We start from the raw sequence: 19,156 nt of genomic DNA, 5'->3' as shown, positions 1-19,156 counted from the left end.
GGGAAGGCAACAGACACAAGCCTATACCCAAATGCGAATGATTCCTATTTAGGTTTCACGGAGACTGGTTGGACCGTGGCGCCCCTGCCTGCCCGAGGAGCGCCACGGTAAGTCAGCCTCCGTTCGGCTGCCCCAGTCGGCGAATGCCGGTGGCCTGGGTTGCATCCCGGATTTCACCGACAAGCTGTTCAATCACGTCCTCAAGGAAGAGGACGCCCCTTGTGTTGCCATCAGGGCCGATCACGCGGGCAAGGTGCGACCCGGTGCGCTGCATGACGGACATGGCTTTTTCGATCTCGTCACCCAGGGAAAGGTTGGCGAGCGAGCGGATGCGGCTTTCGGCAATCGGCAGTTCGTAACCTGATTCCGGAATGGACAGCACGTCCTTCACGTGGAGGTAGCCGTAAAGCATGTCCTCGTCATCCAGCATCGGGAACCTGGAGAAACCCGTACGGCTGACGGCTTTTTCGAACTCCACCGGGGTGGTGGAAGCCGGCAGCATGACGAGCTTTTCAAGCGGCACCATGATGTCCTGCGCCGTATGTTCGGAGAACTCGAGCGCGCCGGTGATGAGCCCGGCGTCGTCGTCCACCAAACCGTGGCGCGTGGACTCCTGCACGATCGACTGCACCTCCTCCAGTGTGAAGGAGGACGTCACCTCATCCTTGGGTTCCACCCGCATCAGCTTCAGGATGTGGTTGGCCGACCAGTTAAGGACTGAAATCACGGGGTGGACCAGGCGCGAGATGAACAGCAGCGGCGGAGCCAGGAACAGGGCTGCCTTGTCCGCCACGGAGACGGAGATGTTCTTGGGCACCATCTCGCCGAACGTCACGTGCAGGAACGTCACCAGCATCAGGGCCACTGCGAAGGCAGCGACATCAGCCACTTCCGACGGCAGGCCCACCGTCTCGATGGGAACAGCAAGAAGGTGGTGAATGGCCGGCTCGGCCACCAGCAGGATCAGCAGCGAGCAGACGGTGATTCCCAACTGCGCGCAGGCCAGCATCAGGGAGACATTCTCCATGGCGCGCAGGGTGGTCTGGGCCCGCTTGGACCCGGTGTCTGCCAACGGCTCAATCTGGCTGCGGCGGGCTGACATGATTGCGAATTCAGCAGCCACGAAAAAAGCGTTGCCCAGCAGGAGGAAGCACAGCCAGAGTATTCCGGCCCAGTCGCTCATGGCTTGCTCCTGTCATTGGCATCCTGCGCAGCCGCTTCTGCTGCTGCCGGGTGGAAGCAGATGCGGTCGATCCTGCGTCCGTCCATCCTGGTGACGCTCAGTGTTCCGCCGTTGACGGCCACCGTGTCGCCCACGACGGCGATCCTGCCCAGCTTGCTCATGACATAGCCGCCCACGGTTTCGTAGGCCGCTTCGTCGGGAACACTCAACCCCGGGATCTGTTCGGACAGTTCGTCGGGCCGGAGGAGCCCCGGGAAATACCAGTCGCCGGAGGCGCTTTGCAGGAGTCCCGGGCGGACCTTGTCGTGCTCGTCCGCCACCTCCCCCACGATCTCTTCCACCAGGTCCTCCAGGGTGGCGATGCCTGCGGTTCCGCCATATTCATCCAGAACCACGGCCAACTGCAGGTTTCCTTCCCGCAGTTCTGCCAGCAGCGCATCCAGGTGGATGGTCTCCGGCACGCGCAGCACCTCGGTCATGATGGCGCCGGCTTCGAGGTTTTGGCGGCGTTCCCACGGAACGGCAACAGCTTTCTTGATGTGCACCAGGCCGCGGATGTCATCGGCCGAGTCACCGATGACGGGGAACCGCGAGTACCCGGTCCTGCGTGCCGCATCCACCACATCGGACACCGGCTGGTCGGCGTCGATCGTCTCCAGCCGGATGCGCGGGGTCATCACGTCGGCTGCTGTCCGCGACGAGAAATTCAAGGTGCGGGCAATGAAGTTGGCGGTCCCGGCATCGAGCGTTCCCATAGCCGCGGACCGGCGAACCAGGGAAGCAAGCTCCGCCGGCGTCCGTGCTCCCGAAATTTCCTCTTTGGCTTCCAGCCCAAAGATGTGCAGGATCCTGTTGGAAAAGCCGTTGAGGACCAGGATGGCCGGCTTGAAGATCGCGGTGAAAACCAGCTGCGGCCCCGCCAGGGCGCGGCCCACGGGGAAGGCCAGCGCGATCGCCATGTTTTTCGGCACCAGCTCACCCAGGAGCATGGACAGCAGCGTCGCCAGGACCATCGCCAGGATGAGCGAGACGGACTCCACCGCCACGGAGGGAAGCCCGACGGCGGCCAGCGCCGCCTTAAGGAGGCGGCCTACTGACGGTTCCATGACGTAACCGGTGAGCAGTGTGGTCAAGGTGATTCCGAGCTGGCAACTGGACAACTGGGTCGACAGGGACTTGAGGCAGGTGAGCAGGGGCACTGCCCCCGTGTCGCCGTCGTCAATTGCCCGCTGGACAGTGGGCTGGTCCAGGGCGATGAGGGAGAATTCGACGGCAACAAAGAATCCGGTGCCGGCGATCAGCAGCAAGCCTGCTGCAAGGAGAAGCCACTCCATTCAGCATCCCGCCTGACGTGCGGAAAATGCCTCAAGCGTGCTCAATGGGAATGTTGGGAAGCTGTTTCGTCCCGGCGGAGGATGGTCGGCAGATACCGATGCCTGGTCCGTGCGGGTTGCGGCAAGCTGGGCCGTTGGCTGGTGATGGGCGCGTTGTCGGGGTTTGCCGGCTCTGTGGGCGGACTGCGCGGCGCTTCTCTTCATGCTCCGCTGACAGCGCCCAGGCCGGCACCTAGATTTACTGTCCATAAGAATTTCAGTCTACAGGAGCACCCCTTGCCGCAAGGCCCGGCCGGACGGCGGAAAACGCCCTGTTCCGGCGGCCGGAAGGAGGCGAAGTCCTGGCCCGGGGACCTGGCGGCGACACCGGACAGCCGCCATATTTCGGCCCCCGTCCGCCACATCATGATTTGGGTCACCCTTATTGGCAGTTAACACGGAATGCTCACTAGACTTGCAAAGGTCCGGGTTCAGAGGACAGAGACTGGTTCGAACGTAGTGCTGAAGCACCGGGGGGCCAAAGAGAAATCAAACTCATGGAAGAGGCGTATTTCAAGTGCCAGAGCAGCCAAGCCACCGTCTACCAGAGGAATTTGGCGGAAACGAGTGGCTCGTTGACGAACTGTACGAGCAGTACCAACAGGACAAGAATGCAGTGGACGCCAAGTGGTGGCCCCTGTTTGAATCCTTCGACTCGGGCAACGGTTCATCTTCCAACGGAAATTCCGCGCACGCCGTCAACCCTCCCACCCGGGAACTCCCTGTCGTAAAAACGGCTCCCGCAGCACCGGCACCGTCGCCGGCAGCTGCCCCTCCCACTCCCCCGGCCGCACCGGCCGCCGCTGCCCCTGCAGCAGCCCCCGCGCCCGTCAAGAAGGCCCCCGCAACCGAAGCGCGCGATGGCGGCAAGAAGACCGAAGCCGGCACCGGCTCGCAGCCCATCCCGGCCCAGCTGCCCAAGAACGTTAAGGCGCCCACGGCTCCCGAGGAAGACGTCGTCTCCGTCCTCCGCGGCCCGGCCAAGGCCATCGCCACCAACATGGTGACCAGCCTCCAGGTGCCCACCGCCACCAGCGTCCGCGCCATTCCCGCCAAGCTGCTCATCGACAACCGCGTGGTCATCAACTCCAACCTGGCCCGTGCCCGCGGCGGCAAGGTGTCCTTCACCCACCTCATCGGCTACGCCGTGATCCGGGCCCTGTCCCAGTTCCCGTCGATGAACGTGTACTACGACGAGGTGGACGGCAAGCCTGTCGCGGTCCAGCCGGCCCACGTCAACTTCGGCATCGCCATCGACATGCCCAAGCCCGACGGCACCCGCCTGCTCATGGTCCCGAACATCAAGAAGGCTGAGACCCTCAACTTCGCCGAGTTCTGGCACACCTACGAGGACCTCATCAAGCGCGCCCGCAACGGCAAGCTCACCGCTGAGGACCACCAGGGCACCACCGTGTCCCTGACCAACCCCGGCGGCATCGGCACCGTGCACTCGGTACCGCGTCTTTCCAAGGGCCAGGCGGCCATCATCGGCGTCGGCGCCCTCGACTACCCCGCCGAGTTCCAGGGCGCCAGCGAGAAGATCATCGCCCAGAACGCCATCAGCAAGGTCCTCACCCTGACCTCGACCTACGACCACCGGGTCATCCAGGGCGCCGGCAGCGGCGAGTTCCTGAAGCTGGTCCACCAGCTCCTGCTGGGTGCCCAGAACTTCTACGACGAGATCTTCGAAGCCCTGCGCATCCCCTACGAGCCTGTCCGCTGGAGCCCCGACCTGCAGGTCGACCCCGCTGACGAGATCAACAAGGTGGCCCGGATCCAGCAGCTGATCCACTCCTTCCGCGTGCGCGGCCACCTGATGGCCGACACCGATCCGCTGGAATACGTGCAGCGCAAGCACCCGGACCTTGACGTCCTCACCTACGGCCTGACCCTCTGGGACCTGGACCGAGAATGGCCCACCGGCGGTTTCGGCGGCAAGCCGATGCTGAAGTTCCGCGACATCCTGGGGGTCCTGCGCGATGCCTACTGCCGCACCACCGGCATCGAATACATGCACATCCAGGAACCTGCCGAGCGCAAGTGGTTCCAGGACCAACTGGAGCACCCCTACTCCAAGCCCAGCCGGGAAGAGCAGCTGCGGATCGTCTCCAAGCTGAACGCTGCCGAGGCCTTTGAGACGTTCCTGCAGACCAAGTTCGTGGGCCAGAAGCGCTTCTCCCTTGAGGGCGGCGAGTCCCTGATCCCACTGTTGGACGCGATCATGTCCGATGCAGCCGACGACGGCCTGGACGAGGTCGCCATCGGTATGGCCCACCGCGGCCGCCTCAACGTCCTGACCAACATTGCCGGCAAGACCTACGCCCAGGTCTTCCGCGAATTCGAGGGCACGCAGGACCCCCGCTCCGTCCAGGGCTCCGGCGACGTCAAGTACCACCTGGGCACCGAAGGCACGTTCACCTCGGACAACGGCAAGGAAACCAAGGTCTACCTCGCCGCCAACCCGTCGCACCTGGAAGCCGTGGACTCCGTCCTTGAGGGCATCGTCCGGGCCAAGCAGGACCGGCTGGACCAGGGCGAATCATTCCCCGTCCTGCCCATCATGGTGCACGGTGACGCAGCCTTCGCCGGACAGGGTGTTGTGGCCGAAACCCTCAACCTGTCCCAGCTCCGCGGCTACCGCACCGGCGGCACCATCCACATCGTGGTCAACAACCAGGTGGGCTTCACCACCGCCCCGTCGTCCTCGCGTTCGTCCACGTACTCCACGGACGTTGCCAAGATGATCCAGGCACCGGTATTCCACGTGAACGGCGACGACCCCGAGGCCGTTGTCCGCATCGGCCAGCTTGCCTACGAGTTCCGGCAGCGCTTCCACAAGGACGTTGTCATCGACATGGTCTGCTACCGCCGCCGGGGCCACAACGAGGGTGACGACCCCTCGATGACCCAGCCGCTGATGTACAACCTGATCGAAGCCAAGCGCTCCGTCCGCAAGCTGTACACCGAGTCGCTCATTGGCCGCGGGGACATCACCGAGGAAGAAGCCGAGCAGCTGCTCCGCGACTACCAGGAACGGCTGGAGCGGGTCTTCGCTGAGACCCACGCCGCCCAGACCTCACCGATTCCGATCGTCACCGCGGATTCCGCCGCCGTGTCCGACATCGAACGGCCCAAGGCCCAGCAGTCCGATTCCAGCGTCAACGCGCCGGCCTCCACGGCCATCAGCGCCGAGACCCTGGCCCGGATCGGCAAGGCCCACGTCGAGATCCCCGAGGGCTTCACCGTCCACCCCAAGCTGAAGCAGCTGCTCGAAAAGCGCGAGCAGATGTCCCGCCAGGGCGGCATCGACTGGGGCTTCGGCGAGATCGCGGCCTTCGGGTCCCTGATCATGGAAGGCGTCCCCGTGCGCCTGGCCGGCCAGGACTCCCGCCGCGGAACGTTCGTCCAGCGCCACGCCGTCTTCCACGACCGCGCCAACGGCAAGGAATGGCTGCCCCTGGGCAACCTCTCTGATGACCAGGCCAAGCTGTGGATCTACGACTCCCTGCTGTCCGAATATGCGGCCATGGGCTTCGAGTACGGCTACTCCGTGGAGCGTCCGGATGCCCTGGTCCTCTGGGAGGCCCAGTTCGGTGACTTCGTCAACGGTGCACAGACCATCATCGACGAGTTCATCTCCTCCGCAGAGCAGAAGTGGGGACAGCGCTCCTCGCTGGTCCTGATGCTGCCGCACGGCTACGAAGGCCAGGGCCCGGACCACTCCTCGGCAAGGATCGAGCGCTTCCTGCAGCTGTGCGCGGAGGACAACATGATCGTGGCCAACCCAACCACGGCCGCCTCGCACTTCCACCTGCTGCGCCGGCAGGCTTACAGCCGCCCACGGAAGCCCTTGATCATCTTCACACCGAAGCAGCTGCTGCGCCTGAAGGCCGCCGCCTCGTCGGTGGAGGACTTCACCAACGGCACGTTCCGCCCGGTGATCGGCGAGCATGAGCAGCTGCCGGCCACCGCCGTCGAGCGCGTCCTCCTGGTTTCCGGCCGCCTGTACTACGATCTCCTGTCCACCCGGCAGAAGACCGGCGACCAGACCACTGCCATCGTCCGCGTGGAGCAGCTGTACCCGCTGCCGCACCAGGAGATCGCTGCGGAACTCGCCAAGTACCCCAACGCCGAGGTGGTGTGGGCCCAGGACGAGCCTGCAAACCAGGGACCATGGCCGTTCATCGGCCTGAACCTGCCGGAGATTCTCGACCGCCGCGTCCGCCTGGTGTCCCGGCCGGCCTCTGCCTCCACGGCCGCCGGTTCCATGAAGCGCCACGCTGCGGAACAGGATGCGCTCCTGAAGCAGGCATTTGACAGGAAGTAAGCAGTAAGGCTGCCCGGCCGGACGTCGAAATACCAGACTCCGGCCGGGCAGTTCTGTTTAATGGATGGACAGCGCCGCCTTCAACCTCCGCAGCCGCGGCGGCGACGGCGGCAGATGCCGTCCGAAGTAGACCCGTACCGAAGTAAAGAGGAACGCGTGGAAGACAGGAAGCTGCGGATCGCAGCTGTAGGAGATGAACTGCTGGCCGGACTCGGCGATCCCCGGGCGCTTGGCTGGCTGGGCCGGGTGTTGGCCCGCACTCCCCAGGACGGCATGCTGCTGGAAAGCTACGCGCTCCCCTGCCCCCAGGAAGGCACTGAGGGGCTGGCGGCGCGGTGGCTGGACGAAGCAGGCCGCCGCTTCAGCGCCCAAGCGGAGAATCGGCTCGTCATAGGCCTGTCCGGACGCGATATCGAGTTTGGCCTGTCCACGGCACGGAGCAGGCTGAACCTGGCCAACATCCTGGATTCGGCTTCCCAGAACCGGATCGAGGTTTTCGTGGTGGGACCGCCCCCCACTCTCGATCCGGCCCAGAACCGGCGCCTTGACGAGCTGAACACCGCCTTCGCAGATGTCACGACCCGCCGCAAGCACCTCTACGTCGACACCTTCTCACCCCTCCTGAACCACGAACAGTGGCGCCAGGACCTGGCCGCCAACGGCGGCACACCCGGTCAGGCCGGATATGGCCTCATGGCGTGGCTGGTTCTGCACCGCGGCTGGTTCCAGTGGCTGGGCCTGGAAGCACCGCAGTAGGCTTCGAGATATATCTTGACCCGGTCCGCCTGCGGCGATAAGTTGTAGTGGCAACGCGATATATCGTCTTTTGGAGGGACCGTGGCTGAGGAAACCTGGACTGTCGAGAGCCCGCAGACCATCGTCGTAGGAGACGTGGCGTCCCTGAAGCTGGGGATGGTACGCGGCAGCTTCCGCGTCGTGGCGCATGCCGAACCTGTGGTCCGGATTGAGGTGTCCGAGGTCCACGGCGACCCCGTCGCCGTCTCCCTCAGTGGCGGCAGGCTGGAGGTCCGGCACCAGCTGCACGGCGCGCAGGGGTGGTTCAAGAACCTCATGGAGACGGTCAATCACAACAGCGGGAATTCCGCCGTCATCACCGTTGCCGTTCCTGGCGGCACAGAGGTCGAAGCGGGAACTGTCAGCGGCGACGGCCTGGTCTCCGGCACCTCCGCCCACGTCCGCCTCAACACCGTCTCCGGCACGGTGGCAGCAGAGGGCACGTCCGGCGAACTCCAGGTCAACACCATCAGCGGAAGCGTGGCTGTCCGGGACCACCGCGGCGTACTCACCGCCAAAAGCGTCTCCGGTGAGGTTACTGCGTCCGGCCACTTCACCAATGTGCGCACCAACACGGTCAGCGGCCACCTCAGCTTCGACCTGCTCGATTTCACCCGGGATTTCGGCTCCAACTCGGTTTCCGGGGACCTCACCATCCGGCTGCCCCATGACGTAGGCGTGGACATTGTGGCCAAGTCGGCCGGCGGTGCGGTGGTTCTGGACGGACAGCAGTGCCTCCTGGCCAACGGCAAGGTGGAGACCATCGCCGGGCCGGATGGCCAATTGATGCTGGTGCGGACCAACTCGGTGTCGGGCAAGACCTCCATCTTCCACGCTCCGGCATCCGTTGACGGCGGCGAAACGGAACGCTGATGCCGCCCGTCTTCGCACACGGTGCGTTGCGCCTCTACCTCCTGGCCCTGCTCGAGAGCGGGCCCAAACACGGATACCAACTCATCAAGGCGCTCCGGGACCGGTTTGGCGGGACCTATGCACCCAGCGCCGGGACCATCTACCCGAGGCTGGGCAAGCTCGAGGAGGACGGCCTGGTGTCCACTGAGCAGGCCGGGCGCCGCACCAACTACCACATCACCCCCGAGGGCCTCGCAGAGCTGGACCGGCGCCGGGATGACCTGGCGGGCGTGGAGAACGGCATTGCAGCCTCGGTGCAACGGCGTGACGTGGAGTTGATGCTGCAGCATTTCGGTGACGACCTCCGTGCAGAACTGCGCCGGTACGCCCTGCGCGAGCCCATAGGCCCGGTGACCCTGGAAACTGTCCGTACTGTCCTGGAAGACGCCCGGGCAGCCATCCGCAGCACCCTGCGGCATTAGGGCATGACCTGCAGGCACTTCCGCAGGTCATTCGCCGTTTCCCGGTTCGCGGGGCGCCACATCATGTGGGAGACTGGAGGGCAGCTCTTTTGAGTACCAACAGTAAGGAGGCCAGCTATGAGCAAGCGTGCACGCAAGCGTCGTGACCGTAAGCGTGGCGGCGCGAACCACGGGAAGCGCCCCAACACCTAGGCAAATGCCAGGAACACGGTTCAAGCGAAGGACCCCGCAAGCCATTCGGCTTACGGGGTCCTTTGCTGTCTGCGGCCCTGATCCGGAGGCCGGCGCTTTATGCCTATGCCTCCACGGGACGGATCGCGTGGATCCTGTCCAGGATGGCGTTCTTCAGGTTATCCGGAGCGGACTCCTTGCACGAGCGCTTGACCATGTTGCGGATGACGCACTCGAGGTCGTACTGCTGGGTGCACTCAGGGCACTCATCCAGGTGGTTCTTGATCTCGGTCAAGTCCTCGCGGGTCAGCGCCCCGTCAAGGTATTCGTAGATGCGTTGCATCCGGGTGTCGTCGCAGTCGCCCAATCCCTGGCAATCGCTCATTTCCTGTTCTCCTGTGCTTTGCTTCCTGCCGCTTCCGACGTATCCACGGCTGTTTTGAATCCCCGCTCGGCGGCGTATTCCGCGAGCATGTCCCGCAACATTCGCCGGCCGCGGTGGAGCCGGGACATCACGGTGCCGATGGGCGTGTTCATGATGTCTGAGATTTCCTTGTAGGCGAAGCCCTCCACGTCAGCGAAATAGACCGCCAGGCGGAATTCCTCAGGGATATCCTGCAGCGCCCGCTTTACGTCCGAGTCCGGGAGGTGGTCCAATGCCTCGGCCTCGGCGGACCGCAGTCCGCTCGAGGTGTGCGACTCCGCCCGCGCCAGCTGCCAGTCCTCAATGCTGTCCGAGTTGGACTGCAAGGGCTCACGCTGCCGCTTGCGGTACAGGTTGATGTACGTGTTGGTGAGGATCCGGTACAGCCACGCCTTCAGGTTGGTTCCCGGCTTGTACTGGTGGAACGCCGAAAAGGCCTTGGTGTAGGCCTCCTGGACCAGGTCCTCCGCGTCCGACGGGTTCCGTGCCATGCGCATCGCAGCCGAATACAGCTGGTCCACGTACTGCATGGCGTCCCGCTCGAAGCGAAGGCGGCGCTGCTCCATGGTCTCCGCGGAGACATCCAGTTCGGTACTGTCATTTGCGTCGGTGTCGGCGGCCCGGGAACCAGGACCATCCTGACCGGACGGGAGAGGCGCGGCTCCCGCCTTGCCGTTCACTTCGGCGGGGGTGGCCTCATACATGGCCGCGGCGGCCGGATCCAAGGTGCTCATTGCCTTCAAGTCTACTGTCCGGCTTCCCGCCCGGGGCATGCCGTACTCCAGCGGCTCCGCGGCAAGAGTATCCAATGCCACCGGCCCCGCCGGTCTGGTTTCGTCCAACACCTTCCCCAAGGCCCAACTCCGCTCTGTATCGGGTGAATGATCGCCTGGGTCCCTGTCACGGACCCGACATCGATAACCGCCCTCAGCGGGCAAATATTCCCCAAAAGTGCAAGACTAGGACCGACTCCGCCGCTTGCCGCGGCTCGTCCATCCAGGAGGAAATTCATGTCCTTTGTCCGCACGCTCGCCCGGCCCATGCTTGCCTCCAGTTTCGTTCTTGCCGGACTGGATAAGCTCAAGAACTCCGACGACACCGCCCAGCAGCTCTCGCCGCTCCTGCGTAAGGCGGCGGCTTCGCTCCCCTTCCAGGCGAGCGAGAAGACGCTGGCGCGCGTCATCGGCGGAACCCAGGTGGGAGCGGGCGTCCTGTTCGGCCTTGGCAAGTTCTCCAGGCTTTCAGCCGGCCTCCTGACCGTGATTTCGCTGCTTAACACCTTTGTTGAGTGGCGTAGTGCGGATATCAGCAGCAAGGAAGGGCGGGAAAACCGCCGGAACCAGCTGCTCAAGAACCTCTCGCTGAGCGGCGGCGCGCTGCTGGCCTCGGTGGACACAGCGGGCAAGCCGGGCCTGGCCTGGCGTGCCGAACACCTGGCCGCCGATGCCCGCAGGAATGCCTCGCACCTTGCTGCCGACGCGCGCCGGACCACCACCAAGAAGCTGAACAAGGCGGACAAAGCCGTACGCCGCGCCGTACACGCCACGGGAGCATAAGCACGAATGACCGCAACAGCTGCCACCCGGGACGGGTCCGGAACACCTGTCGAGCACTGGGCCGCACCCTTTGCGTCCCGGCCCGTCGATGCCACCGTGACGGTTCCGGGATCAAAGTCCCTGACCAACAGGTACTTGGTCCTGGCCGCCTTGGCGGACGGCCCGTCCCGGCTGCGCACACCCCTGCACTCCAGGGATTCGGCACTGATGGTCGATGCGCTCCGGCAGTTGGGCGCCACTATCACGGAAGTGCCGGGGGACGGCGACTTTGGCCCTGACCTGGAAGTGGTTCCGCTGCCGGCAGCGGCTGAGGCGTCCCTGACCAGAATCGACTGCGGGCTGGCGGGCACGGTCATGCGGTTCGTTCCACCGCTGGCGGCGCTCCGCAACGGAACCAGCGTCTTCGACGGCGACCCGCACGCCCGGAAGCGCCCCATGGGAACCATCATCGAGGCGATTAAGGCCCTCGGTGTGGCCGTTGCCTCCGAAGACGGCTCCGCGGCGTCGTCGCTCCCGTTCGTGGTGGAAGGCAAGGGCGCGGTGCGGGGCGGCCATCTGGTGATCGACGCCAGCGCGTCGTCCCAGTTCGTCTCCGCCCTCCTCCTGGTGGGGGCGAGGTTCGACGAGGGCCTGCACCTGGAGCACGTGGGAAAGCCGGTGCCGAGCCTGGACCACATCAACATGACCGTGGCTGTCCTGCGCGGCGCCGGCGTGTCCGTGGACGACTCCGTTCCCAACCACTGGGTGGTGGCACCCGGGCCAATCCGTGCCTTCGACCAGCGGATCGAACAGGACCTTTCCAACGCCGGACCGTTCCTGGCGGCCGCCCTGGCCTCGAAGGGAACAGTTCGGATTCCCAACTGGCCGGCGGATACCCAGCAGGTGGGAGACCTGTGGCGCGAGATTCTCGTGAAAATGGGCGCACACGTCACCCTGTCCGACGGCGTCCTGACTGTCACCGGCGGCCCGGAGATCAAGGGCGGCGACTTCGCGGACACCAGCGAGCTTGCCCCCACCGTCGCAGCCCTGTGCGCGCTGGCCACGCGCCCATCCCGGCTCACCGGGATCGCCCACCTGCGCGGACACGAGACGGACAGGCTCGCTGCATTGGTGGCGGAAATCAACCGGCTCGGCGGGGACGCAGAGGAAACCAGCGACGGCCTGCTGATCCGGCCCGCCGCGCTGCACGCCGGCGTCGTCCGCAGCTACGCGGACCATCGAATGGCCACTGCCGGCGCCATCCTGGGCCTGGCAGTGGAGGGCGTACAGGTGGAGGACATCGCCACCACCGCCAAAACCATGCCCGATTTCCCCCAGCTGTGGGCAGGCATGCTGGCCCAGGACGCCGCTGCGGCATCCGGACCGGAGGAGCCCAGCGGTGGCACGGCGCACTGACTCCTGGGACGAGTCCGACGTCCGTATCAGGCCCAACAAGAAGGGCTCCAGGCCCCGCACCAAGGACCGTCCCAGCCACGACGATGCGGTCACCGGACGGATCATCACGGTGGACCGGGGGCGGTACACCGCAGTCGTGGGTGAGGACTCGAACAACGAACGCGTGGTCATTGCGGCACGCGCCCGCGAACTTCGCCGCTCGCCGGTGGTTGCCGGCGACTTCGTCTCGCTCGTGGGGGACGTCTCCGGGGCACCGGACACGCTGGCGCGGCTGGTGAAGATCCAGGACCGCAAAACGCTCCTGCGGCGCAGCGCCGACGACACGGATCCAATCGAACGTGCCGTGGTGGCCAACGCGGACCAGCTGGTGATCGTGGTGGCGGCCGCCAATCCGGAGCCGCGGACCGGATTCATCGACCGTGCCTTGGTGGCTGCGTACGACGCCGGTATCGAGCCGATCCTGCTGGTCACCAAGGCCGACGTCAAGGATCCAGTGGAACTGCTGTCCAACTACACCCACCTGGATTTCCCGGTGATCATCAGCCGGACCGCTGACGCCCAGGCCTCCGGGATCGACGCGCGCTCCGACGACGGCCTCTCGGCCCGGCTGGACAGCACCGCGGTGGCAGCCCTCCGCGCCCACCTGGGCGGCAAGGTCACCGTCATGCTCGGGCACTCAGGCGTGGGCAAGTCCACCATGGTGAACGCGCTGACTGGGGCCGAGCGGGCCACCGGCGGAGTGAATGCCGTAACGGGAAGGGGCCGGCACACGTCGTCCTCTGCCCTGGCGCTGCGCCTCGCGGACGCTCCGGCCGGCAGCTGGATCATCGATACTCCGGGCATCCGGTCCTTCGGCCTCGCCCACGTGGACCCTGACCGGATCCTGCGCTCCTTCCCGGACCTCTCCCCCGGCATCGAGAACTGCGAACGGGGCTGCAAGCACACGGCAATTGCAGTGAACTGCGGCCTCGACGACTGGGTGGCGGGCGGACACGCAGGTCCCACCGGTCCCGCCCGGTTGGCGTCGCTGCGGCGGCTGCTCGGCACGGATCCAAGGTTGGAAGCACAGGAAACCAAGGAGCTCGGCAGCGTCAACTGACGCGTTCTCCCCGGCAGAAGCGTGCGCAGACTGTAGTTTGGAACCATGATCCAACCCGCTTCGAGCTACAACGATGACCTGCGCCTGGCACATGTCCTGGCCGACTCCGTGGATGACCAGACCATGAGCCGCTTCAAGGCCCTGGACCTCCACGTCGAGACCAAGCCGGACCTGACGCCGGTCACCGATGCGGACAAGGCCGCCGAAGAAGCCATCCGCGGCCAGCTCTCGCGTTCCCGCCCCCGGGACGCGGTCCTGGGCGAGGAGTTCGGCAGCACGGGACACGGGTCGCGGCGCTGGATCATCGACCCCATTGACGGGACCAAGAACTTCGTCCGCGGCGTTCCGGTCTGGGCTACCCTGATCGCCCTCGTCGACGAGGGCGAACCGGTGGTGGGCGTGGTCAGCGCCCCGGCCCTGGGCAAGCGCTGGTGGGCGGCAAAGGGTATGGGCGCATACATGGGCAGGTCCCTGGCAGCTGCCACCCGGCTCCGCGTCTCCAACGTCTCGACACTCTCGGACGCCTCCCTCTCCTACTCCAGCCTCACGGGCTGGAAGGAACGGGGAAACCTTGACGAGTTCCTGGGCCTCACTGAGGACGTGTGGCGGACCCGCGCCTTTGGGGATTTCTGGTCGTACTGCATGGTGGCGGAGGGGTCCGTTGACATCGCCTGCGAACCGGAACTGAACCTCTACGACATGGCCGCCCTGGTGCCGATCGTCGTGGAGGCCGGCGGCCGCTTCACGTCGCTGGAAGGCGAGGACGGCCCCTTCGGCGGGAACGCGCTGGCCACCAACTCGATCCTGCACTCAGAGGTATTGCACCGCCTGAACCCTTATTTGGACGATTTGCTGTAACGGTTGGCTTTTCCCCGAAAAAACGAATAAAGCAGCGGCGGACACCTCCATGCGGGGGTGTCCGCCGCCGTTTATTCGAATTCGCGTAACAAACCGCTTAACAATCGCTGCTGGTTCAGTCCTGCCAGCCGCATGTCCTACGCTTTATCCAGGTCACGAGTGCCAGCGCTAAACCCCGGTTTGCTGGCCGGCAACCCTCCATTCGCGGTGGGGTGCCCCGGGTGACGACCAGGCCGGTCCGGAGCGGATGCGGCAAGCGCGGATTCCACTATGCCGGAGTCCTGTATTCAAGTGAGGTCTCTGTGACAACTGCCACCGTCTCCCCCCAGCCCGTCAGCACCGAAGCGGCAGTTGCTGAACGGCATGCCGTTGCCGGCCGGCCCCTCGTGGCAGTCACCGGAGCCGAGATCCAGGCGCCGCTGATCACCGGCGGCCACGTGCGGTACGCAAACCTGGATTACGGCGCCTCCGCCCCGGCACTCTCCGTGGTGTCCGCCTACCTGAACGAAATCCTGCCCTACTACGCCAGCGTCCACCGGGGGGCAGGATACGCCTCCCAGATCAGCACGTCTGTCTACGAGAACGCGCGCACCATCGTCCGCGATTTCGTCGGCGGCCGCCCGGACGACTCGGTCATTTTCACCCGCAACACCACGGACTCGCTGAACCTCCTGGCAGGTTGCCTCCCAGTCACCGATGGCCGCCCTGACGGCGATGTCCTCTACCTGGACATCGAACACCACGCGAACCTGCTGCCGTGGCAGGGCGTGCCCCACCGCAGCATCGTGGCCGCGGAGACGATCACCGGCACCCTCGACGCCGTCCGCGCGGAGCTGGAGCAGGGCGGGGTCAGCCTGCTGGCCGTCACTGGCGCTTCAAACGTCACCGGCGAGATCCTTCCCGTCCGCGCCCTGGCCGCGCTGGCCCACCAGCACGGCGCACGGATCGTGGTGGATGCGGCCCAGCTGGCACCGCACCGCCGGGTGGACATCAGCACGGATGACATCGACTACCTCGCGTTTTCCGGCCACAAGCTTTACGCACCGTTCGGCGCCGGCGTCCTGGTGGGACGGCCTGACTGGCTGGACGCGGGCGTCCCGCACCTTGCCGGCGGCGGCGCAGTCAAGGAAGCAAGGCTCGACGGCGTCAGCTGGGCCAACGGCCCGGCCCGCCATGAGGGGGGCTCGCCGAACGTCCTCGGAGCCGCCACGCTGGCCCGCGCCACCCAGGTCATTGCTGAGCTCGACCAGGACCGGTGGCACGCCCACGAAGCCGCTATCCGCTCCTTCCTGGTGGAGGGCCTGCAGGACATCGACGGCGTTACCGTGCACCAGATCTTCAAGGACAGCAACCCGGAATCGGACACCATCGGCGTGGTCAACTTCTCCGTGGAGGGCTACGACGCGGGGCTGGTGGCCGCCTACCTCGCCGCCGAGCACGGCGTGGGCCTGCGCGATGGACGCTTCTGCGCCCATCCCCTGCTGAAGCGCCTTGGCCTGCCGTCCGGTTCGCTCCGCGCAAGTTTTGGCGTCGGCTCACGGCTGGAGGATGCCGAACGCCTCCTCGCCGGTATCCGTGCGCTGCGCAGCAACGGGCTGGGCTGGGACTACGTGGTGGACGCCGGGCGCTGGGTCCCCGCCAACGACTTCCGCACCTACCCGCACTGGGCGCCCAACACGCCGGGAACGGCCGGCGCGGCCCCCTGCATCGACGACTGAGCAGCTGCAGCAAAGAGGGCGCCCCTTGGGGCACCAGCCGGTGACCGTCCGTGCGGTACATTCGAGAGACGTCCACATCGGCAGCACACGAAGGAGGCCACGCGTGGTTCGGGGTGGCCCCAGGCTCGATCACGGGCGGCGCCGGGAGCTTGGCCAGAGCTTCCAGGACGGCGGCGGGCACTACCACCGCGTCCGCCCCAGATATCCGGAAGACTCGGTCCGCTGGCTGGTGCCCACCAGCGCCCATGAGGCACTGGACGTTGGCGCGGGTACCGGAAAGTTCACCTCCTTGCTGCTGGACCTGGGCCTGGACGTCACCGCAGTCGACCCCTCCGCGGACATGCTCGCCCAGCTGAAGACCCACTGCCCGGGCGTTGCAGCCGTGGCGGGCACCGCCGAGGTGACCGGCCTTCCCAGCGCCAGCTTCGACGTCGTAACCGTTGCCCAGGCGTGGCACTGGTGCGACCCGCTGGCCGCAAGTACCGAACTCGCCCGGGTGCTGCGCCCGCATGGAACCCTTGGCCTGGTGTGGAACCAGCTGGACACCTCCGTGCCCTGGGTACACCGCCTTTCCCGGATCATGCACGCAGGTGACGTGTACCGGCCTGGCCACAAACCCGTCATGGGGCCTGAATTCCAAGGTCTCGAGGGACACGTCAGCCACTGGCAGGACACTGTGACGACCACGGACCTGATGGAGCTCACCAAGTCACGCAGCTACTACCTGCGCGCCAACGAGGCAACGAGGGCCAAGGTCCTGGCCAACCTGGACTGGTACCTGCACGAGCACCTTGCCTACGCCCCGGACCAGCAGATCGACCTTCCCTACCTCACGCTCGCCTGGCGCGCGGTCAAGGCATGACCAGTGCAGCGGACTCTGCCGCCGCGGCCCAACCGGTAGGCTTGAACCTGTGAAGACCAGCGCGCCCTCCTCCTCGATCGAGGACTACGTCAAGGTCATCTATTCGTTCACGGAATGGCAGGACAAGCCCATCACGTCCTCGCAGCTGGCACAGCGGCTGGGCGTAGCCAATTCCTCGGTTTCGGAGATGGTCCGCAAGCTCAAGGACCAGGGCCTTGTGGACCACAAGCCGTACAGCGCCGTCACCCTCACCGAGGCCGGCCTGCGGCTGGCCCTGGCCATGGTCCGCCGCCACCGGCTGATCGAGACCTACCTTGTCCAGCGCCTTGGCTACAGCTGGGACGAGGTCCACGATGAAGCTGAACAGCTGGAGCACGCGGTCTCGGACACGTTCATTGAACGCGTCGCGGCGAAGCTCGGGGACCCTAAGCGGGACCCGCACGGCGACCCCATCCCCACCGCCGACGGCCAGGTACTGATGCCGCGCGCCCACCTGCTCGCCGAACTGGACGAAGGCCACAGCGGCCGGATCACCCGGATCAGCGATGACAACCCAGAGCTGCTGCGGTACCTCGCCGCCCAGGACATCGACCTCGATGCCGAGGTGGAGGTGGTGGGACGGCGCCCGTTTGGCGGCCCCATGGTGGTGCGGATCGGCAGTTCGGGCACGCCCCGGGACTACGACCTGGCCGATGAAATCGCCTCAGCGCTGTGGGTCTCCAGCGACACCCCGCACCCGGGCTGCGTCCTGGGCGGATCCTGACGTGGCGATGCCCACCGGCTCGGCGTGGCTGGCCGTGGCCGCCGGCGGGCTGATCGGCAGCGAACTGCGGTACGGGCTGGGGCTGGCATTCCCGGACGCACCCGGCTCCCTCCCCTGGGCCACGCTGGCCATCAACATCAGCGGCAGTTTCGTCCTGGCGGCCCTGACCACAGTCTGGATGGCCCGCCCGCACACGGCATTCTGGCTGCGGGCAGCGGTGGGACCCGGCCTGCTGGGCTCCTTCACCACCTTCTCGGCAGTCATCTACGCCTCGGACCAGCTGGCGCGCGCCTCCGCCCACCCCGTATGGATCACCTATCTGGGCCTGTCCCTGGTCCTCGGCCTGGCGGCCGCCGGCGCCGGGTGGCGGACCGGCAGGTTCCTCTCGCGCAGCCGGGATGGCCGGCCATGATCGCTGCGGCCCTGGTGGGGGTATTTGGCGTGGCCGGCGCCCTCCTGCGGTTCGGGGTGGACAGCTGGTTTGCGCACCACAGCAGCATCCGAAGCGTCCGCACGGACGGCCGCGGAGCCCTGCACTGGCCCTGGGCCACCCTGGTGGTCAATGTGGTGGGGTGCTTCGTCATCGGGCTCTCCCACGGCCTGACCATCGGGCTGGGACTGGGCACCGAATGGCAGCTGGGTCTGGCCACCGGCCTGGCCGGAGGGCTCACCACTTTCAGTTCCTGGACCACGGCCACCATCCGCCTGCTCAGCGAAGCACGGTTCGGCTCGGCGGTGCTGAACGTGGCGGTCAACCTTGCGTTGGGCTTTGCTGCCGCGGCCGCGGGCATCGCCCTGGTCGGCTGAATTCCTGAGCCAGGCTCCAGCCCGGCCCGGCCCGGCCAGGCGATTTGGCCGCCTCCCGTATGGTTGAAGGTGATGATCAGCAGACGCGACGCGGCAATAACCCTTGATGTTCCCCTTGAAATGGCACAGCGCCATGGCCTGCCCAAGTGGATGACGGAGGCCGAGCTCCGTGCCATCCTGGACAATCCCCCGCCCTGGCTGGTGCAGTCGCGCGCCAACCGGACGGGAAAGCGGCCCGTCTGGGTGCACTTGGAATGCGCCGTCTGTGGCTATGAGGAAGCGGCGCGGCCCAAGAAGTGGTGGCCCGACTTTACGTACGTGGTGTGCGGACACCACGCCCCAGCGGAGGTTCCGCCTGTCCGCGCCGGCCACGTCCGCAGCGAGTACGACGGCGTGGGGACCCGTTTCGTGGGCATCGCGGACGTGGAAGCGCCCCCGGTTCGTCCGTAGGTCACCGGGCGTTGCCTGCCCAGGGTGCCTGACCGCCGTCG

General features: G+C 66.1%; 19 protein-coding genes and 1 riboswitch. Of the genes, 15 read left to right on the top strand and 4 right to left on the bottom strand.

Annotated features, from left to right (window positions below; translation table 11 throughout):
* Positions 1 to 112: 112 nt before the first annotated feature.
* Entirely contained in the window at positions 113 to 1,183 is a 1,071-nt protein-coding gene (locus ACETK3_RS01345) for a hemolysin family protein (RefSeq protein ID WP_236820018.1), read from the bottom strand.
* Positions 1,180 to 2,517 (bottom strand): hemolysin family protein, encoded by a 1,338-nt coding sequence (locus ACETK3_RS01340; RefSeq protein ID WP_237428504.1) that lies wholly within the window; start codon positions 2,515 to 2,517, stop codon positions 1,180 to 1,182. The genes ACETK3_RS01345 and ACETK3_RS01340 overlap by 4 nt, the downstream gene beginning before the upstream one ends.
* Before the next feature lie 556 nt (positions 2,518 to 3,073).
* Between ACETK3_RS01340 and ACETK3_RS01335 the strand changes: the two genes are divergently transcribed.
* The 5 genes from ACETK3_RS01335 to ACETK3_RS01315 all read left to right on the top strand — a co-directional run bounded on the left by ACETK3_RS01335 (position 3,074) and on the right by ACETK3_RS01315 (position 9,204).
* The gene (locus tag ACETK3_RS01335) at positions 3,074 to 6,883 is read left to right on the top strand and encodes a multifunctional oxoglutarate decarboxylase/oxoglutarate dehydrogenase thiamine pyrophosphate-binding subunit/dihydrolipoyllysine-residue succinyltransferase subunit (RefSeq protein WP_373992396.1); all 3,810 of its coding nucleotides are present in this window, start codon (positions 3,074 to 3,076) and stop codon (positions 6,881 to 6,883) included.
* 156 nt (positions 6,884 to 7,039) lie between these two features.
* Complete coding sequence (locus tag ACETK3_RS01330; RefSeq protein ID WP_236798827.1) at positions 7,040 to 7,639, top strand: GDSL-type esterase/lipase family protein; 600 nt, start codon at positions 7,040 to 7,042, stop codon at positions 7,637 to 7,639.
* 81 nt (positions 7,640 to 7,720) lie between these two features.
* Positions 7,721 to 8,551, top strand: coding sequence for a DUF4097 family beta strand repeat-containing protein (locus ACETK3_RS01325; protein ID WP_373992395.1), 831 nt, complete (start codon positions 7,721 to 7,723; stop codon positions 8,549 to 8,551).
* Positions 8,551 to 9,012 carry a PadR family transcriptional regulator gene (locus ACETK3_RS01320; protein WP_373992394.1) on the top strand — a complete coding sequence of 154 codons (462 nt, stop codon included), beginning with the start codon at positions 8,551 to 8,553 and terminating at the stop codon, positions 9,010 to 9,012. The genes ACETK3_RS01325 and ACETK3_RS01320 overlap by 1 nt, the downstream gene beginning before the upstream one ends.
* 117 nt (positions 9,013 to 9,129) lie before the next feature.
* On the top strand, positions 9,130 to 9,204 hold the full coding sequence (locus ACETK3_RS01315; protein ID WP_369299106.1) for a 50S ribosomal protein bL37: 75 nt from the start codon (positions 9,130 to 9,132) through the stop codon (positions 9,202 to 9,204).
* A gap of 103 nt (positions 9,205 to 9,307) precedes the next feature.
* On the opposite strand, the gene rsrA is transcribed toward ACETK3_RS01315, so the two are convergent.
* Positions 9,308 to 9,568 (bottom strand): mycothiol system anti-sigma-R factor, encoded by a 261-nt coding sequence (gene rsrA, locus ACETK3_RS01310; protein WP_236798840.1) that lies wholly within the window; start codon positions 9,566 to 9,568, stop codon positions 9,308 to 9,310.
* Positions 9,565 to 10,380: a sigma-70 family RNA polymerase sigma factor gene (locus ACETK3_RS01305; RefSeq protein WP_373992422.1), complete on the bottom strand. Its 816-nt coding sequence runs from the start codon at positions 10,378 to 10,380 to the stop codon at positions 9,565 to 9,567. Before ACETK3_RS01305 ends, rsrA begins: the two co-directional genes overlap by 4 nt.
* Positions 10,381 to 10,617: 237 nt before the next feature.
* On the opposite strand from ACETK3_RS01305, the gene ACETK3_RS01300 reads away from it, so the two are divergent.
* The 10 genes from ACETK3_RS01300 (at position 10,618) to ACETK3_RS01255 (ending at position 19,115) form a co-directional block, all read left to right on the top strand.
* Positions 10,618 to 11,163 (top strand): DoxX family protein, encoded by a 546-nt coding sequence (locus ACETK3_RS01300; protein WP_236798841.1) that lies wholly within the window; start codon positions 10,618 to 10,620, stop codon positions 11,161 to 11,163.
* 6 nt (positions 11,164 to 11,169) lie between these two features.
* Positions 11,170 to 12,558 (top strand): 3-phosphoshikimate 1-carboxyvinyltransferase, encoded by a 1,389-nt coding sequence (gene aroA, locus ACETK3_RS01295; RefSeq protein ID WP_373992393.1) that lies wholly within the window; start codon positions 11,170 to 11,172, stop codon positions 12,556 to 12,558.
* Positions 12,542 to 13,657, top strand: coding sequence for a ribosome small subunit-dependent GTPase A (locus ACETK3_RS01290; protein WP_373992392.1), 1,116 nt, complete (start codon positions 12,542 to 12,544; stop codon positions 13,655 to 13,657). Before aroA ends, ACETK3_RS01290 begins: the two co-directional genes overlap by 17 nt.
* Positions 13,658 to 13,702: 45 nt before the next feature.
* A complete protein-coding gene (gene hisN / locus ACETK3_RS01285) occupies positions 13,703 to 14,515 on the top strand; it encodes a histidinol-phosphatase (RefSeq protein ID WP_236798844.1) in 813 nt (270 codons plus the stop codon).
* Between the two features lie 151 nt (positions 14,516 to 14,666).
* A riboswitch (SAM riboswitch) is annotated at positions 14,667 to 14,780 on the top strand.
* 37 nt (positions 14,781 to 14,817) lie between these two features.
* On the top strand, positions 14,818 to 16,233 hold the full coding sequence (locus tag ACETK3_RS01280; RefSeq protein ID WP_373992391.1) for an aminotransferase class V-fold PLP-dependent enzyme: 1,416 nt from the start codon (positions 14,818 to 14,820) through the stop codon (positions 16,231 to 16,233).
* Positions 16,234 to 16,336: 103 nt separating this feature from the next.
* Positions 16,337 to 17,095, top strand: a complete 759-nt coding sequence (locus ACETK3_RS01275) for a class I SAM-dependent methyltransferase (protein ID WP_373992390.1) — start codon at positions 16,337 to 16,339, stop codon at positions 17,093 to 17,095.
* Between the two features lie 49 nt (positions 17,096 to 17,144).
* Entirely contained in the window at positions 17,145 to 17,858 is a 714-nt protein-coding gene (locus ACETK3_RS01270) for a metal-dependent transcriptional regulator (RefSeq protein WP_236798847.1), read from the top strand.
* Between the two features lie 7 nt (positions 17,859 to 17,865).
* Positions 17,866 to 18,270: a CrcB family protein gene (locus tag ACETK3_RS01265; RefSeq protein ID WP_373992421.1), complete on the top strand. Its 405-nt coding sequence runs from the start codon at positions 17,866 to 17,868 to the stop codon at positions 18,268 to 18,270.
* On the top strand, positions 18,267 to 18,665 hold the full coding sequence (locus tag ACETK3_RS01260) for a CrcB family protein (RefSeq protein WP_373992389.1): 399 nt from the start codon (positions 18,267 to 18,269) through the stop codon (positions 18,663 to 18,665). The genes ACETK3_RS01265 and ACETK3_RS01260 overlap by 4 nt, the downstream gene beginning before the upstream one ends.
* A gap of 72 nt (positions 18,666 to 18,737) precedes the next feature.
* On the top strand, positions 18,738 to 19,115 hold the full coding sequence (locus ACETK3_RS01255) for a hypothetical protein (RefSeq protein ID WP_236798849.1): 378 nt from the start codon (positions 18,738 to 18,740) through the stop codon (positions 19,113 to 19,115).
* Positions 19,116 to 19,156 lie beyond the last annotated feature (41 nt).

This window comes from Arthrobacter sp. E44, assembly GCF_041877125.1.
Lineage (GTDB): Bacteria > Actinomycetota > Actinomycetes > Actinomycetales > Micrococcaceae > Arthrobacter.
Note: the sequence above shows the minus strand (reverse complement) of the source record. Positions and strands in the feature narration are given on the sequence as shown.

What these genes read in the sequence shown, in the direction of transcription:
- ACETK3_RS01255 (WP_236798849.1), top strand. Translation starts at nt 18,738, where the DNA reads ATGATCAGCAGACGCGACGCGGCAATAACCCTTGATGTTCCCCTTGAA.
- hisN (WP_236798844.1), top strand. Translation starts at nt 13,703, where the DNA reads ATGATCCAACCCGCTTCGAGCTACAACGATGACCTGCGCCTGGCACAT.
- ACETK3_RS01300 (WP_236798841.1), top strand. Translation starts at nt 10,618, where the DNA reads ATGTCCTTTGTCCGCACGCTCGCCCGGCCCATGCTTGCCTCCAGTTTC.
- ACETK3_RS01345 (WP_236820018.1), bottom strand. Translation starts at nt 1,183, where the DNA reads ATGAGCGACTGGGCCGGAATACTCTGGCTGTGCTTCCTCCTGCTGGGC.
- rsrA (WP_236798840.1), bottom strand. Translation starts at nt 9,568, where the DNA reads ATGAGCGATTGCCAGGGATTGGGCGACTGCGACGACACCCGGATGCAA.
- aroA (WP_373992393.1), top strand. Translation starts at nt 11,170, where the DNA reads ATGACCGCAACAGCTGCCACCCGGGACGGGTCCGGAACACCTGTCGAG.
- ACETK3_RS01320 (WP_373992394.1), top strand. Translation starts at nt 8,551, where the DNA reads ATGCCGCCCGTCTTCGCACACGGTGCGTTGCGCCTCTACCTCCTGGCC.
- ACETK3_RS01265 (WP_373992421.1), top strand. Translation starts at nt 17,866, where the DNA reads ATGCCCACCGGCTCGGCGTGGCTGGCCGTGGCCGCCGGCGGGCTGATC.
- ACETK3_RS01340 (WP_237428504.1), bottom strand. Translation starts at nt 2,517, where the DNA reads ATGGAGTGGCTTCTCCTTGCAGCAGGCTTGCTGCTGATCGCCGGCACC.
- ACETK3_RS01305 (WP_373992422.1), bottom strand. Translation starts at nt 10,380, where the DNA reads ATGCCCCGGGCGGGAAGCCGGACAGTAGACTTGAAGGCAATGAGCACC.
- ACETK3_RS01260 (WP_373992389.1), top strand. Translation starts at nt 18,267, where the DNA reads ATGATCGCTGCGGCCCTGGTGGGGGTATTTGGCGTGGCCGGCGCCCTC.